Below are 14,544 nucleotides of genomic sequence, written 5' to 3'. Positions count from 1 at the left end.
TGAAAGTTGAAGGCGATGAAGAACAGCACACCATCCGATGCGGCTTTCGATGTCCTCGTCGTCGGAGCAGGGCCGTCCGGTCTGCTCCTCGCCTGCGAGCTGCTCGACCGCGGGGTCCGGGTCCGGATCGTCGACGCGCTGCCCGAGCCGATGCGGGTCCCCCGGGCGCTGTCGGTCTACCCGCGGGCCTTCGACATCCTGGAGGACCGGGGGCTGCGGCAGGAGGTGCTCGACGTGTCCGGCACCGTGCGCACGCTGAGCTACTTCTCCGACCGCAACCACCTCGCCTCGTTCCGCCTGCCCGCCGAGCACGCCCCGCGGGTGCTGCCGCAGTACGAGACGGAGCGCATCCTCACCGAGAAGCTGGAGTCCCTGGGCGGCAAGGTGGAGCGCGGTATCCGCCTGCTGGCCCTGGAGGGCGTGGACTTCTCCGGCGGGATCGAGGCCACCTCCGGCGTGACCGCCGTCCTGGAGACGGCGGACGGCACGGTCGAGCGGGCCTTCGCACCGTTCGTCGTCGGCGCCGACGGGGCGGGCAGCGCCGTGCGCGGACAGCTGGGCATCGGCTTCCAAGGTTCCACCTACGGCCTGGAGTTCGCGCTGGTCGACGCGAAGGCGGACGGCGACCTGTCGCCCGAGGAGATCCTCTACTACCAGGGGGCCGGCGGCACGCTGGCGGTGGTGCCGCAGCCGAACGGTGTCTTCCGCTTCATGTCGGTACTGCCCAGCGGTTCGCGCTCGGCGGGCGTCGCGATGATGCAGGAGATCGTGGACGAGCGCGGCCCCCGCGGCATCCGCCTCACCGAGCCGGTGTGGACCACGGTCTTCCGCGTGCACGCCCGGCTGGCCGCCGACTTCCAGCTGGGCCGGGTGTTCCTGATCGGCGACGCCGCCCACGTGCACAGCCCGGCCGGCGGCCAGGGCATGAACAACGGCCTCCAGGACGCCCACAACCTCGGCTGGAAGCTGGCCTCGGTGCTCCAGGGCGTCTCGCCGTCCGCGCTGCTGGCCACGTACGGGCCGGAGCGCGCCGAAGCCACCCGGCGCACCGTGCGCGACACCGACCTGCACACCCGGGCCTGGATGGTCAGCGGCCGGGCCAAGGTACGGGCCCGCGACGCCGGCTTCCGGCTCGCCGACCTCACCGGCGGGGCGGCCCGCTTCTACGCCCCCGTCCTGGCCGGGCGGCGCCAGTCGTACACCCCCGGGCGCGCCACGCAGTCGCCGTCGGGCCTGGCCCCCTGCCAGGCTCTCGGCAGGATCCCCGGAGGCGTGCGGCCGGGCGGCCTCCTCCCCCGCAAACTGGCCCTCGCGTACGGCGTTTCGGGCCCCGGCGCCGACCCGCTCGCCTGGACCGTCGCCGTCAGCGAGCCCGCGCACGACACCACGTGGATCACCCAGGTCGAGCACATCGCGGCGCTGCGGCAGCGGGTGCGCGTCGTCTCGATGTCCCGGCGGGACGCCGCGGCCGACACCGGCTGCCACCGCCCCGGCTACCACCTCGTCCGCCCGGACGGCCATATCGCCGCCCACGGCCACGCGAGGGACCTGGACCGCCTGGAGCGGGAACTCGCCGTCGCGCTCAACAGGGCCCGGTGAGGCGGCCCATGACACTCCACGTCCACGTGGGCGCCCAGCTCCCGGTCAACTCCGCCCGGGGCTACCGGGACGACGTCGACCTCGCACGGGTGGCCCGGCACGCCGAGGAGGTGGGCCTGGAGTCGGTGTGGACCGGCGACCACCTGTCCGCCGGCTTCCCCGTCCTGGACAGCTCGCTGGTCCTGGCCACCGCCGCGGCCGCCACCCGGCGGATCGGGGTGGGCTACGGCGTCCTGCTGCCCGCCCTGCGGCCGCAGGCCTGGGCGGCCAAACAGATCGGCACCCTGCAGCACCTCTCCGGCGGCCGCGTCCTGCTAGGCGTGGGCGTGGGGTCGGGCGCGGGGGAGGAATGGGCGGCGGCCGGGGTCCCCCCGAAGGAGCGCGGCCGCCGCACCGACCGGTTCCTCCAGGCGCTGCCCCACCTGCTCTCCGGGCAGCCCACCACGCTGACCGACGCACCGCGGGGCGCCCCGGTCACGCTGACGCCCCGGGTGCCGATGCCGGAGGTCTGGATCGGCGGCGGAAGCGAGGCGGCGCTGCGGCGCACCGTGGCCCACGGACAGGGCTGGCTGGCGGCGATGAAGACGCCGGGACAACTGGCGGCGGGCGCGGCACGGCTGGCCGAACTGGCCGCCGAACGCGGCGTCCCCGCACCGCGCACCGGCATCCTGGTCTTCACCAGGGTCTCCGAACGCCCCGGCACGAACGCCGCCGCGGAGATCGCCGGCTACCTCTCCACGGCGTACGGGATCGACCGCGAACAGACCGCCGCGGTCGCCCTCGGGGGCAGCCCGCGACAGGTGGCGGAGCGCCTGCGGGAGTACGCGGACGCGGGCGCCGGAACCATCGTGCTGGTGCCCTTCGGCGCCGACACCCTCGACCAGTACGACCTCTTCGCCGAGGCCCGCTCCCTGCTGCTCGGGCCGGGCGGCTGAGGGACCCGGCCCCGGAAAGCAACCACGAACGTGAGGAACACGGGCATGAGGCACACGGGCATGAGGAACACGGGCATAAGCAAGATGAGTAGCAATATGGGCATGAGCCACACAGGCATGAGAAAGGTGCGCTGGGGCCTGCTGGTCACCGGCGGCTACGCCGACGTCGCGATGAAGGCCAAGACGTCCTCCACCACCACCGAGTTCGTCGCCGTCGCACACGACGACGAGGAGACGGCCCGCGCCTACGCCGAGACCCACGCCATCCCCCGGTCGTACGGCAGCTACGCGGAGCTGCTGAAGGACGACGAGGTGGAGGCCGTCTTCGTCGCCCTGGACCCGGTCGACCACGCCGAGTGGGCGGTCAGGGCCCTGGAGGCCGGCAAGCACGTACTGGTGGAGAAGCCGTTCGCACTCGGCACCGCCGACACCGAGCGGGTCTTCGACGCGGCCGAGGCCGCGGGGCGGCAGTGCGTCGAAGGGGTGATGCCCCGTCACCACCCGCAGTTCCTGCTGGCCAAGAAGCTCGTGGCCGAGGGCCACATCGGCGAACTGCGCTACATCTACGCCGCCTGCACCGCCACCCTGCCGGCCGACTACTTCCGCCGCTTCCCCGAGCGCGGCGGCGGCGGACTGCTGGACCTGGGCTCCTTCGCCCTGACCGCGATCCGGCTGTTCGGCGGGACCCCCGAGCGGGTCTACGCCGAGGAGGTCCGCCGGGAGGGCGCCTGCGACCACAACTTCGCGGCCACGCTGCGGATGCCGGGCGACGTACTGGCCCAGTTCGAGGTGGGCCAGGAGGTGTGCCGGGGCGACGCCCTGGAGGTCGTCGGCACCACCGGGCGCCTGGTCTTCCAGGACCCGTGGTTCTGCCGCGACGCCACCCGCCTCGAGGTCCAACGCCAGGGCCCGCCCCCACACCTGGACCCGGTCAGCGAGTACGTGGACATCGACCCGGAGGACGCCTACCGCTGCGGCGACCCGTACGCGGTCTCCCGCATCCAGCTCGACACCCTGTCGACGGCGATCGCGACCGGCACCCCCTTCCCCTACGGCCGCACGGACGCCGTGGAACAGGCCCGCGTCATCGAGGCACTCTTCACCTCCGCGGCCAAGGAGACCCCCGTACGACTGGACGACTAGGCGGCTCCTGACGAGGACGTCCGTTGTGGGGGGATGCCATCAGGCTGCTACGAGAAGGGCAGCCAGGGCAGGCCCGAAGGCTCCACCGAGTTGATAGCAAAGGGTGAAAAGCCCGATAGCGGTGGGCCGTTGAGTGTCAGGGACGGAGTGGGCGGCGTACACCGAGAGCGTCGCCTGCCCCGAAGAGCTGACGAAGACCGACACCCCGGACGCGACGAGCATCAGCGCCGCCCAGGGCGCGACGGCCGCCATGACGGGTGCGAGCGCGCCCAGGGCGAGGAGCACCACAAGGAGCGCGCGGCGGCTCATCCGCGTCGAGAACGCCGCCAGCAGCCAGGACGCGGCCGAGCCCGCCATCAGCGCGACAAGGGTTCCCGTCCCGACGAGTCCGGCGTCCCAGCCCTCCCCTCCCTCCAGAATCCGGGGAACGATGTAGAGCAGCGAGAAGTACGAGGTCGACAGGGCGCACACGACGACGCTCGCGCTCAGGAAGACCGGGGCGCGCAGGACGGCCACGGGAACGAAGCCGTCCGGACGGATGCGGACACGCACCGCCAGAACCGCGGCGATGACCGCGGCGCACACGAGCGCCGGCAGCGGGAAGCGGGGAATGAACACCAGGGCGCTGACCAGCAGCATCAGCACGACGGCCCCGACCACGTCGAAGGGTCTGCGCGGGTCCTCCTCGGGGAGCGCCGGCGCGGCGCGCAGGACGCCGGGCACGGCCGCCAGGGCGAGGGCGGACAGCGACAACGCCGCATGCCAGGACACCTGCGCGGTGAGCAGGGACCCCGCGAGCGGGCCGAGGGCGCCAAGAATGCCGCTGCCGGCGGTCACCACGCCCATACGGCGCGGAGTACCCGCGAGATTGATGGCCGTGGTGACCAGTCCGCTGCCGCCGATGGCCTGTGCGCCACGCCCGGCGATCAGCAGCGGCATCGCCCCGGCCACCACAACCAGGAGAGTGCCGACGGCCACCAGCACGGCGCACCCCAGCACGACGGCCCGTACGCCCCTCCGCTTGAGCAGCGCCGCCATCAACGGGGTGCACACAGCCATCAGCAGCCCGAAGACCGTGGCGATCCACGTCGCCGAGCCCACCGAGACGCCAAGGTCCTCGCCGATCTCCGGAAGCGCCATCGTCACGCTGTTGGCACTCAGCGCGGCGGGCGTAGCCAGCAGCCCGAGTAAGAGCGCAGGCACCCCATAGGCCCGCCGCCGCACACAAGACGCCCCCGGGTCCGGCTCCGGCTCCGGGACCGCACCACCGGACGGCGATGAACTCCCCTCACCTTCAAGAGACTTCGACCCGACGACCGCGCCATACCCATCCACATGCGCCATCAGTACCTCCTCAAGTCGTCACAACGGGAGCCAAACCAAACCGAAAACAGGAAACAGGAAACTACACCGTGCAGTGCAACGAGTAAACCACACGGTGTAATCTGACCTCGGGAACCCTGAACGAGAGAGACAGCGCAAGGGCAAGGGCAAGGGCAAGGGCAAGGCATGCAAAACGAGAACCCGAGACAACGACGCGGGATGCCGGAGAAGCGCAGCGCGATCGCACAGGCGGCCCGCGTCGTCTTCGGGCGCGAGGGCTACTCCCGCGCCAGCGTCGACGCCATCGCCCTTGAGGCCGGTGTCTCCAAGCGGACGATCTACAACCACTTCACCGACAAGGAGCATCTGTTCCACTCGGTGGCCCTGGAAGGCGCACACCAGGTGTCCGAGGCCATCGCGGAGATCATGGAACGCCACCTGCGGAAGATCGCAAACCTCCGGGACGACCTCATCTCCTTCGCCATGGAGCGTGCAGCGGCGGTGACGGACTTCCCCGACCACTTCGCACTGGTCCGGACACTCGAAGCAGAAGTCACGCGCATCCCGCCCGCCCTACTGGAGGCCTGGAAAGAAGCCGGCCCCCTGTCGGCCCACCTCCGACTCGCGCCCTACCTCCAGCGAATCGCCGACCGCGGCCTGCTCACCTTCGACGACGCCGACGAAGCCGCGAACCACTTCAACCTGCTGACCATCACCCACGTCAACCAGCGAACGTTCTACGGCGCCCTCCCCATGCCGGAACCCGAAACAGCCGCCATCGTGACAAGCGGCGTAGACACGTTCCTCCGCCTCTACGCAACAGAATCCAGCCACCCCCACACACCAGGACGAGCCGGCTAGCCCCCACCCCCGACCCCCTCCACAACCCACTCCCGACCCCCTCCACAACCCAGCCCCGATGCCGGTCAGGACCCACCCGCTACACTGTCCGCGGTGGCCCAGCCCTCACAAGCGAAGCCGCCGCAACACTGCCGGCACTCTGCCTGAACCCCGGCCGCACCATTCACCCGGGTTCCAGACACGTTTTCCGACAGCGACAAATCCCTCGCCTCCGTAGCTCAGGGGATAGAGCACCGCTCTCCTAAAGCGGGTGTCGCAGGTTCGAATCCTGCCGGGGGCACTGCATCTGCGCAGGCCAGACCATGAATTTGACCCCTTCTTTAATCGAGCAAGGGGTCATTTTCGTGGTCCGAATCAGTGTCGAGTCCACATCTCCAGGTGATCATGGAGCGCTGAAGCGCCTCAGCAAGGTCCTAAAGGAAGCCGTGCGCCCTGCTCCAGGGGGTGGGCGCGGGGGGCTTGGCCTCGCGGATGAACGCCTTGCTGTCCCTGCAGGCCTTCCTGTACCGCTCGACGAGATCGCGTGCGACGTTCGCGGCGAGGTCGGCGAACGGTCCGCACACCCGTCCGTTCCGGTCCACGGCGTGCCGAGCCAAGCGGTGCGGCTAATCCAGGCGACAGCGGTACCACGCCGCACTTTCGGGAATGCGGGTGGCGGGGCCGGGGCCCGGGGGGCAGAAAGCCTGCTGCCAGACGTGGGCGCTGGCGTACCAGTGGTCCTGGGCGATGAGGGAGAGCTGGCGTTCGGTGGCCCGGCCCGGGACCTGGTGGAGGCGGGTGACGTACTCGTCGTAGGTCAGGTCGTCGGCTGGCAGGGGGAGGCCGGTGTGCCGGGCGAGGAGTGTGAGCAGCTCGCTGAAGGGAACAGGATCCGGGTGTGCGGCATGGTAAACGCCGGTTGGCAAGGCGGCGTCTACCGCGGTCAGGGCCAGGGTCGCAAGGAGACGTGCGAGGTCGTCGACAGCGACGAGGGAGAGCAGGGCGCGGCCGCCGTCGACCCAGGCGGGGACTCGGCGGAGAAGTTCGGTAATGACGGGGACGACCCAGACGTCGCCGATGCCGTAGACCAGCGGGGCGCGCAGGACAGTGCCACCGGCTGCACGAACGGCGGCTTCCGCAGCGAGCCGGGTACGGCTGGTGGGTGACACGGGGGCGGGGGTGATCTCGTCCTCCGTCAAGCCGCGATGCGGTCCGGCACCATAGACGGCGGTGGTGCTGAGATAGAGGAAGTGATCGGTGCCCGCGCGGGCGGCCTCGGCGATCAAGGCGCGGGTGCCGTGGTTGTTGACGGCCTCGCAGGTGTGGGCGTCGCCGCCGACGTACGAGGCCAGGTGAACGACGGTGTCGACACCCTCGCACACGCCATGCAGCGAGCGGGGGTCCGTGAGATCGGCGCGGATCCAGTCCACACGGGGGTCGGCGCCAGCGGGGGGATTCCTGGTCAGCATGGTCAGCGTCGTCGACCCGGAGTGGGCGGCGCAGGCGAGCGGTCCGTCGAGCAGGGTGCGCAGGGTGGCCGAGCCGATGAAACCGGTAGCGCCGGTGAGCAGGATCCGCCGGGCGCTCATGCCGCGCCTGCCGTGGCCATCCGCAGCTCGGCGGTCACCGCGGCCCGCCCGTCCTGCTCCGCCGTGACCCGCACCACCGGGGCCGGGCCGGTGGTCACCGGGCATGTGGAGATCAAGCAGGGGCGATCGAACTCGACATAGCCGTGGAAGGCGGTGTCGCAGGCGAGCGGGGTGGCGAAGGGATCGGCAACAGCGAGTTGGGCGGCTTGCCGCAGCGCTTCGAGGAGGGCCATGCCCGGGAAGTGGTCCACGGGGTGGTCGAAGAGGACCGGGTGGCGCCGGTCGACGCGCAGTTTCCAGAGTCCGGGCCGCCCGCTGGGGCTGAGCAGGACGTCGTCGTCCCGTTCCCGGCCCACCAGGCGTGGGTCGATGGGGGCGGGCAGCGGGACTGTGGCCGAGGCGGCCCAGGCGTGCTGGAGCGGACCGCGCAGCCGTCCGTAGACCGTGGGCGAGACGCATTCGAAGACGCTCTCTCCATGCCCCAGGTGCTGGCCGTCGCGGTGGAACTCCACTGTCAAGCGCATGCCGACGACGGACCGACCGCGCCGTCTGATGTCGCGACAGACGACCTCGCCCGCCACGGCGGCGGGGGCGTCGCCGATCCGCAGGTCGGGTTCGGATAGCTGGTAGCGCAGTTCGTGCATGAGGAACCGCTGGTCGAGCGGGACGCCGAACTCGCGGTGAGTGACGAGCAGTCCGCTCTGCCGCAGAGTCTCGGCGACCAGCATGGGGTCGTAGCGGCGGTCGGCGCGAATGAAGAAGGGGTGTGCTCTGGGCCACTGCGCGGCGACCGTGAAAACGCCGTCGCCGACCCGCCGGGAGTGGGTGAGAAACACCTCAGCGTTGGCCGACCGGTGCACCAGCCGGCGCGGTACGGGCTGATCGAAGGCTCTTTCGTCCAGCGCCGCATCAACAGTGAAACTGTTATTTATAGCAAGCAATCCGGCCATTTACGCAAACCCCCCATGGGCTCATGAACCGCCTGACGGCAATAAGATACCAGCTGGATGGTTTTCCGTGATCACTACTGTCCGGTGGGGCGAATCAGCCCCCGGCGCTACGGAGTCGGATTTTCATCAATGCCCCTAGACTGTGCTATGCGGTCCACGAATCGGGGTGGTCGGTCGGCATGACCGGGCCGGCGGCTCGGAGAGCCATCCAGGACCTCACGGCCATCGCCTCAAGGCACGCCCGTCCGGCGACCACCTGCGCAGCGGTGAACCACCACAGAGAAAGACGAGACAAGTTCGTGGCAACACAAGAACGGGCGATCCAGACCCGGCGCACCGTCTTGGAGGCAGCCGCGGCAGTTTTCGGCGAGTACGGGTACGAGCGGGCCTCATTGGCCGAGATCCTGAAGCGCGCTGGGGTCACTAAGGGCGCGCTCTACTTCCACTTCCCCTCGAAGGAAGCGCTGGCGCTGGCCGTCATCAATGAGCAGACCCACCGCTCCGCGCCCTCGCCGACCGAGAAGGGCCTGCAGGCCGCGATCGATCTGACGCATGACGTCGCCCACGCGTTGGGGCACGATGTCCTGCTCCAGGCCGGCATCCGGCTCACCATCGAGGGCTCGTTCGACAGTCCTGTGCCCGCTCCGTACCACGCGTGGTCACAGCGCTGCGTCGAGCTGTTCACTGAGGGTAAGGACCGCGGCGAGGTGCTGCCGCAGGTGGTTCCGGAGGAGGTCGCCGAGCTGCTGGTCGGCTCGTTCACCGGCATTCAGTTGCTGTCGCAGGTGCTGACCGGACGGGTCGACCTGCCGGAGCGGATCACCAAGCTCTGGCGGTATCTCCTGCCGGGCATCGCCGCCCCCGGCGCGCTGGCGCACCTCAAGCCCGAGGGCACCGAGACCTCGGGGGCCCGGGGCACCGCGCAGCCACCCGCCGCTCACCGCCCCCGCAAGACCGCGCCACGGCGCCAGGCCGGCGGGCGCGGACGGTAAATCGCGCCCGGCTCGCGCTGACCTCCGGCACATACCGGCCGATCGATGCCGTGCCCGTGCGGGCTGCGGCCCGCCGGGTCTGGCTCGCCGGGGTGTGACGCCCAAGCGGTGCGTACCTGTTCCAGGGCCCGCCACCGCTCCTGCGCGCCGTCCTCGGCCTCGGCGCACTCCCGGGCGTGCGGGTGCAGCAGTCCCGCGAAGGGAAAGGTGTACCGTGTCCGGCCGTCCGCGTCCACGCCTGCGACGGTCAGCAGCTGGAGGTCGACCAGCTGCTCCAGCAGGCGTTCCGCCTCGCCGGCGCTGGTGCCGACGAGGGCCGCGCCCGCCCAGGCGGCGAAGTCCGCGGTGGCTAGCAGGCCCAGCCTGCGGTAGAGCACCCGGGCAGGCTGGGAAAGCCGGTGATAACCCGCGGTGAGCACGGCCCGCAGGTCCACCTCGCCCTGGCTGAGCTCATCCAGCCGGGAGCGTTCGTCGAACAGCCGGGCGGCGAGTTGAGCAACGGTCCAGTGCGGTTTGCCGGCCAGGCGCCCTGCGGCGATGCGCAGGGCGAGCGGCAGCCGCTCGCACAGCCGGGCGAGGCGTTCGGCTTGGCCGGCCTCCGCGGCGATGCGGCCCTCGCCCACGAGCTCGCCGAGCAGCCGGACCGCGTCGGGTTCCGCCAAGGCACCGAGGCGGACACGGACCGCGCTGCACTCGGCAGCGGGGTCGTCGCCGCGGCCCCGGCCGGTGACCAGCACCCGGCAGTGACCGCCGCCGGGCAGCAGCGGGCGGACCTGCCGGAAGGAGCGCACATCGTCCAGGACGAGCAGGACACGCCGGTCGGACAACACGCTTCGGTAGAGCGCACCACGCTCGCCGGCGTCCGCAGGGATCCGGTCGCCGGGCACGCCCAGGGCGCTCAGAAACCCCTTGAGGATGTCGCCGGGGTGGGCCGGTTCGCCCTCTCCGCCATTGCCTCCGAGGTCGGCGTAGAGCTGGCCGTCGGGGAACGCGACGGCGTGGTGGTGCGCCCAGTGCACCGCGACAGCGGTCTTGCCGGATCCGGCGGCGCCGGTGATCCAGCCCACCACCGGCGCTCCGGCGGGGTGCAGCCCGCCATTGTGGAGCAGGGCGTCCAGCGCGGCGAGTTCCTCCTGCCGGCCGACGAAGATCCGTGGCGGGAAAGGAAGCTGGGCCGGGACCACATGCTCGTCGTCCGCCTGCCCGACGCCGTCACGGGGCAGCAGATCCGGGTCGTCGCGCAGGATCGCGCTCTGCAGTCGGCGCAGCTCGGAGCCCGGTTCTATACCCAGCGCCTCGGTGAATTGCCGCCGCCCATCCTGGAACACCTTCAGGGCCTCGGCGCGGCGGCCCGCCCGGTACTGGGCGAGCATCAGCTGGCCCCGGGGCCGCTCGCGCAGCGGGTGGGCCAGGACGGTTTCGTGCAGCTCCGGAATGAGCTCTTGGTGGTGCCCCAGTTCCAGGCGCAGCGCGGTCCATTCGTCCTGAGCGGCGTAGCGGCGCTCCTCCAGACGCGCGGCCTCATCCTCCACCAGCTGCCCCGCGACCCCCTCCAGCGCGGGGCCGCGCCACAGCCCGAGCGCCCGGCGGTAGCCGACCTCAGCGTCGTTCGCCCGGCCATCCCTGGCAGCCACCTGAGCCTGGCCCACCGCTGCAGCGAAATCCACCGAGTCGATCCGGCAGCAAGCGGTGCGCAGCAGATAACCGGGGTGTGCGGTGACGATGACGTCGTTGTCGTACCCCATGGCCTTGAACGCCTTGCGCAGCCGCGCGACGCTGATGGCGATCTGGGTGCGAGCGGTGGCGGGCGGGCAACCGTCCCACACCACATCGACCAGTCGGTCCACCGAGACGACCTGGCCGGGGGCGAGCAGCAGCATCGCCAGAACCGTGCGCTGGCGCGGCCCCGCGATGGCCACCTCCCGGCCACCGAGCGTGACTCGCAGCGGCCCCAGAACGCCGAACTCCAGCTGGTCTTCCACCCGTTGTCCTCCCCCACTTCCTGACGGTGGGCAGTGCCACCATGCCTTGCCGCGATCTCGGCTCCCCACGCCGGGGGGGAGCCGAGATTCTTTACATAAGTAAAGAGTCATCTAAATTAGAAAACCAGCCAGCCGGTATGTCAAGTCCGTCCCGCATGGAGCACGGGGCGCATGGTCGGGCCCGGTGCACGACGAGAGTGAGATGCCAACTCGCCGGACACAGACGGGATATGGCCGCAAGACACTGGCTCGGCGGGTTCGACGGAGGGGGGCCGAGCCGGGTGCGAGGCACTGCAAAACCGCACGATGGGTTTTAATTGAGGCATCCAGCGACAGCCGAAGGGGGGAGCAGATGGCCGACCAGGCACGGGCCGAGCGGACCCGCAGGGCGCTGCTGCGCACAGCGGCGGATGCGTTCGACCGTATCGGCTACGAGCGCGCCACCCTGAGCCGCATAAGCCAGGCCGCCGGAGTCACCAAGGGCGCCCTTTACTTCCATTTCGCCACCAAGGCTGAGCTGGCGCTCGCGATTCAGGCCACCGTTTGCGAGCAATTCCGCACAGCCGTCAACGAGCTGACCGAACACCCCGTACCGGCCATGCAGGCCGTAATCGACATTACCCATATGCTCGCCCGGCAGTTGCGGGACGACCCGGCCACCCGGGCCTCGATTCGGCTGGCCCAGGAATGCGAACCGGCCCCTGGATGGGCTGAGGTCGACTGCTACAAGGTCTGGCTGAACGCGTTGAGTGAGCTACTCGACCGCGCCGTGGAAGACCGGAGTTTTCTGCCGCAACCGGACAACCGCGCCATTGCCGCACTGCTTCTGTCCCTCACGGTCGGCACCCAGCTCTTCTCACGCGATCAAGCCGACGGGCGCGCCGGGGTGACCGACTGGCTCGGGCGCACTTGGGAACTCATCCTGCCGCAGATCGTTTCCACGGAGCGACTGCCGTTGCTGCGGACGTCCGTCACCGCCTAACGCCTCCCCCCTCCACTACGCCGTCGGCCCCCATACGGTCACCATTGTCCGTACGGGGGCCGGCGGCGTTTTTCCGTACCGCCGCGCATTCCCGTCTCGGTGTCCGGTGACTACACGGATAACGAGCGGATATGTGGGGGCGGCGTCTTGGATAACCCCGTAACAACCCCGCCGCTTATGGTGCGGACCAGTGAAACCCACATGGATCACGAACGGGGCGTAGTCAGTGGAATTCCGCATTCTTGGGCCTGTCGAGGCCATAAGGGACGGCACAGCACTCCCGCTCAACGGACCGAAGATCCGCACGGTTCTCGCCGCCCTCCTGCTCGCTCGCGGGCAGGTCGTCTCCGACGACCGTCTCAGCCATCTGCTGTGGGGCTGGAATCCGCCGTCCACCATGAGCGCGCAGCTGTACACCTATGTGTCCCGGCTGCGGAAGATCCTGGGCGACGGCATCGGCCTGATCCGCACGGCCCCCGGCTACCGCATCGAGTTGGGCGACGCCCGACTGGATCTACTGGAATACGAGCGATTGGATCGGCTGGGTCGTGAGTACCTGGCACGTGGCGAGCACGATCGGGCGAGCGCTCTGTTCCGCGAGGCGCTCAGGCTGTGGCAGGGGCCGGCGCTGGCGGATGTGACGGAGTTCCTCGCGAGCGAGGAGACCGCGCAGTGCTCCGAGGCCCGCGCGGCGACGCTGGAGAACCGCATCGAGGCGGATCTCACGCTCGGCCGCCATCATCAACTCACCGGTGAACTCACCAGCCTGGTCGGGCAGTTCCCGCTACGCGAACGGCTGCTGGGCCAGCTGATGATCGCGCTCAGTCGCTGTGGCCGTCAGGCCGAGGCTCTGCAGGCGTACCACCACAGCCGTGCCGTGCTCAGTGACACCCTCGGCGTGGACCCCTGCGCGGAGCTCACCGAGATCTACCTGGCAGTACTGCACGGCAGGCTCGGGCCCGAGGCGGCGCCCACCACAGCCCGGACCGTGCCGAACATGCTGCCGCCGGACACCACCGTCTTCCTCGGCCGGGAGCGCGAACTCACGGAGGTGTGCCACCTCCTGACCACGCCCGGCGACACCGACGCAGGACCGTCCTGGCGGCCACGCCGGGTGCTGATCACCGGAATGGCCGGGGTCGGCAAGACAGCCCTGGCGGTGCGCACCGCACACGCTTGCCGCGAGCACTTCCCCGACGGACAGCTGTATGCCGAACTGCGGCACCGCGACGGCACCCCCAAGGACCCGTGCGAGGTGCTGGCGCTGCTGCTGCGGGCGCTGGGCCGACCGGTGTCCGACGGCGCGGGGGCCGACCACGACAACCTCGACGAGCTGGTGCACCTCTACCGCGCGCTGACCGCCGGCAAGCGGCTGCTGCTCGTGCTGGACGACGCCGCCGGCGATCTGCAAATCGGGCCGCTGCTGCCCAGCAGCCCGCAGGCCGCGGTGCTGGTAACCGGCCGTACCCCACTGGCGACACTCGCCGGGGAGCACACCACTGCGCTGGCCCCGCTGCCTGACGACGCCGCGCTGGACCTGCTCACTGCGATCGCCGGGCCGCGGCGCACCGCCGCAGAGCCGGACGCGGTGGCGCGGATCGTCGCGTACTGCGCGGGGCTTCCACTGGCGCTGCGGATCGCGGGGGCCCGGATGGCCTGCCGCCCGCACAACGGCGCCGCGATGCTGGCCCGTCGGATGACACCCGCCGACACCCGGCTGCGCGAGATGAGCTTCGGCGACCTCGACCTGGCGCGAACGCTGGGCGCCTCGCTGCGGCAGCTGGACGAGGCGGCCCGTGCGGCGCTGCCGCGGCTGGCAGTACTTGGTACCAGCCCGTTCACCGTGGCCGAGGCCGCAGCCCTGACCAGCCGGACGGGACCGGCGGCCGAACGGCTGCTGGAGGCACTGGTGGACGCGGCACTGTTGGAGACCACGATGGCCACCGGCGCTGACGCTGCCCGACCCGGCTACCGCTGGCATCCTCTGGTGCAGCTGTTCGCCGCCTCCCTCCACATCCCGGGCCCGGCGAAACCTCCCCTCGACGGACCGGACGAGCCCGAGGGCGCCGCGCCGCGGACCTGCGTCCCCGCACCGCTCACCGCTCACCGCGCTGCAGCGCACCGTCCGTTCCCCCACCTTCCCACCCGCCTCACCGACTACCAACGGAGCAGCGCATGACCACCGTGCAGCAGCATCCCCCTGTCCCAA

Annotated in this window: 12 protein-coding genes and 1 tRNA gene; 8 read left to right on the top strand and 5 right to left on the bottom strand. The window is 70.7% G+C overall.

The features are described 5' to 3' along the window. Positions 1–15: 15 nt before the first annotated feature. From ACFY12_RS16850 to ACFY12_RS16840, 3 genes are all read left to right on the top strand, one after another. Positions 16–1,599 carry an FAD-dependent monooxygenase gene (locus tag ACFY12_RS16850; protein WP_390716530.1) on the top strand — a complete coding sequence of 528 codons (1,584 nt, stop codon included), beginning with the start codon at positions 16–18 and terminating at the stop codon, positions 1,597–1,599. Positions 1,600–1,607: 8 nt separating this feature from the next. After that, the gene (locus ACFY12_RS16845; RefSeq protein WP_390716529.1) at positions 1,608–2,534 is read left to right on the top strand and encodes an LLM class flavin-dependent oxidoreductase; all 927 of its coding nucleotides are present in this window, start codon (positions 1,608–1,610) and stop codon (positions 2,532–2,534) included. A gap of 102 nt (positions 2,535–2,636) precedes the next feature. Then, positions 2,637–3,677, top strand: a complete 1,041-nt coding sequence (locus ACFY12_RS16840; RefSeq protein ID WP_390716528.1) for a Gfo/Idh/MocA family protein — start codon at positions 2,637–2,639, stop codon at positions 3,675–3,677. Positions 3,678–3,716: 39 nt separating this feature from the next. On the opposite strand, the gene ACFY12_RS16835 is transcribed toward ACFY12_RS16840, so the two are convergent. Further along, entirely contained in the window at positions 3,717–4,880 is a 1,164-nt protein-coding gene (locus ACFY12_RS16835; RefSeq protein ID WP_390716527.1) for an MFS transporter, read from the bottom strand. Positions 4,881–5,219: 339 nt separating this feature from the next. Between ACFY12_RS16835 and ACFY12_RS16830 the strand changes: the two genes are divergently transcribed. Both ACFY12_RS16830 and ACFY12_RS16825 read left to right on the top strand, forming a co-directional pair. Beyond that, complete coding sequence (locus ACFY12_RS16830; protein WP_390716526.1) at positions 5,220–5,861, top strand: TetR/AcrR family transcriptional regulator; 642 nt, start codon at positions 5,220–5,222, stop codon at positions 5,859–5,861. 207 nt (positions 5,862–6,068) lie between these two features. Next, positions 6,069–6,141, top strand: a tRNA-Arg gene (locus ACFY12_RS16825). A 133-nt stretch (positions 6,142–6,274) separates the two neighbouring features. Here ACFY12_RS16825 and ACFY12_RS16820 read toward each other — a convergent pair. Genes ACFY12_RS16820 through ACFY12_RS16810 form a run of 3 tightly spaced genes read right to left on the bottom strand, consistent with a single transcriptional unit; the run spans position 6,275 to position 8,379 of the window. Then, positions 6,275–6,457, bottom strand: coding sequence for a hypothetical protein (locus ACFY12_RS16820; RefSeq protein ID WP_390716525.1), 183 nt, complete (start codon positions 6,455–6,457; stop codon positions 6,275–6,277). Positions 6,458–6,466: 9 nt separating this feature from the next. Further along, on the bottom strand, positions 6,467–7,429 hold the full coding sequence (locus ACFY12_RS16815; protein WP_390716524.1) for an NAD-dependent epimerase/dehydratase family protein: 963 nt from the start codon (positions 7,427–7,429) through the stop codon (positions 6,467–6,469). Further along, positions 7,426–8,379: a ScbA/BarX family gamma-butyrolactone biosynthesis protein gene (locus tag ACFY12_RS16810; RefSeq protein WP_390716523.1), complete on the bottom strand. Its 954-nt coding sequence runs from the start codon at positions 8,377–8,379 to the stop codon at positions 7,426–7,428. Before ACFY12_RS16810 ends, ACFY12_RS16815 begins: the two co-directional genes overlap by 4 nt. Before the next feature lie 299 nt (positions 8,380–8,678). Between ACFY12_RS16810 and ACFY12_RS16805 the strand changes: the two genes are divergently transcribed. Next, on the top strand, positions 8,679–9,371 hold the full coding sequence (locus tag ACFY12_RS16805; protein WP_390716522.1) for a ScbR family autoregulator-binding transcription factor: 693 nt from the start codon (positions 8,679–8,681) through the stop codon (positions 9,369–9,371). Here ACFY12_RS16805 and ACFY12_RS16800 read toward each other — a convergent pair. Further along, positions 9,317–11,353, bottom strand: a complete 2,037-nt coding sequence (locus ACFY12_RS16800; protein ID WP_390716521.1) for a BTAD domain-containing putative transcriptional regulator — start codon at positions 11,351–11,353, stop codon at positions 9,317–9,319. The two genes, ACFY12_RS16805 and ACFY12_RS16800, sit on opposite strands and share 55 nt — an antisense overlap. Before the next feature lie 352 nt (positions 11,354–11,705). On the opposite strand from ACFY12_RS16800, the gene ACFY12_RS16795 reads away from it, so the two are divergent. Together ACFY12_RS16795 and ACFY12_RS16790 are read left to right on the top strand one after the other, a co-directional pair. Then, positions 11,706–12,335 carry a ScbR family autoregulator-binding transcription factor gene (locus tag ACFY12_RS16795; RefSeq protein ID WP_390716520.1) on the top strand — a complete coding sequence of 210 codons (630 nt, stop codon included), beginning with the start codon at positions 11,706–11,708 and terminating at the stop codon, positions 12,333–12,335. Between the two features lie 226 nt (positions 12,336–12,561). Then, positions 12,562–14,514: a BTAD domain-containing putative transcriptional regulator gene (locus ACFY12_RS16790; protein ID WP_390716519.1), complete on the top strand. Its 1,953-nt coding sequence runs from the start codon at positions 12,562–12,564 to the stop codon at positions 14,512–14,514. Positions 14,515–14,544 lie beyond the last annotated feature (30 nt).

Origin of the sequence: Streptomyces sp. NPDC001339 (assembly GCF_042895955.1) — a bacterium.
Taxonomy (GTDB): domain Bacteria; phylum Actinomycetota; class Actinomycetes; order Streptomycetales; family Streptomycetaceae; genus Streptomyces.
Note: the sequence above shows the minus strand (reverse complement) of the source record. Positions and strands in the feature narration are given on the sequence as shown.

Excerpts from the sequence above, each read along its gene's own strand:
- ACFY12_RS16850 (WP_390716530.1), top strand. The coding sequence starts at position 16 with ATGAAGAACAGCACACCATCCGATGCGGCTTTCGATGTCCTCGTCGTC.
- ACFY12_RS16845 (WP_390716529.1), top strand. The coding sequence starts at position 1,608 with ATGACACTCCACGTCCACGTGGGCGCCCAGCTCCCGGTCAACTCCGCC.
- ACFY12_RS16795 (WP_390716520.1), top strand. The coding sequence starts at position 11,706 with ATGGCCGACCAGGCACGGGCCGAGCGGACCCGCAGGGCGCTGCTGCGC.
- ACFY12_RS16840 (WP_390716528.1), top strand. The coding sequence starts at position 2,637 with ATGAGCCACACAGGCATGAGAAAGGTGCGCTGGGGCCTGCTGGTCACC.
- ACFY12_RS16810 (WP_390716523.1), bottom strand. The coding sequence starts at position 8,379 with ATGGCCGGATTGCTTGCTATAAATAACAGTTTCACTGTTGATGCGGCG.
- ACFY12_RS16815 (WP_390716524.1), bottom strand. The coding sequence starts at position 7,429 with ATGAGCGCCCGGCGGATCCTGCTCACCGGCGCTACCGGTTTCATCGGC.
- ACFY12_RS16830 (WP_390716526.1), top strand. The coding sequence starts at position 5,220 with ATGCCGGAGAAGCGCAGCGCGATCGCACAGGCGGCCCGCGTCGTCTTC.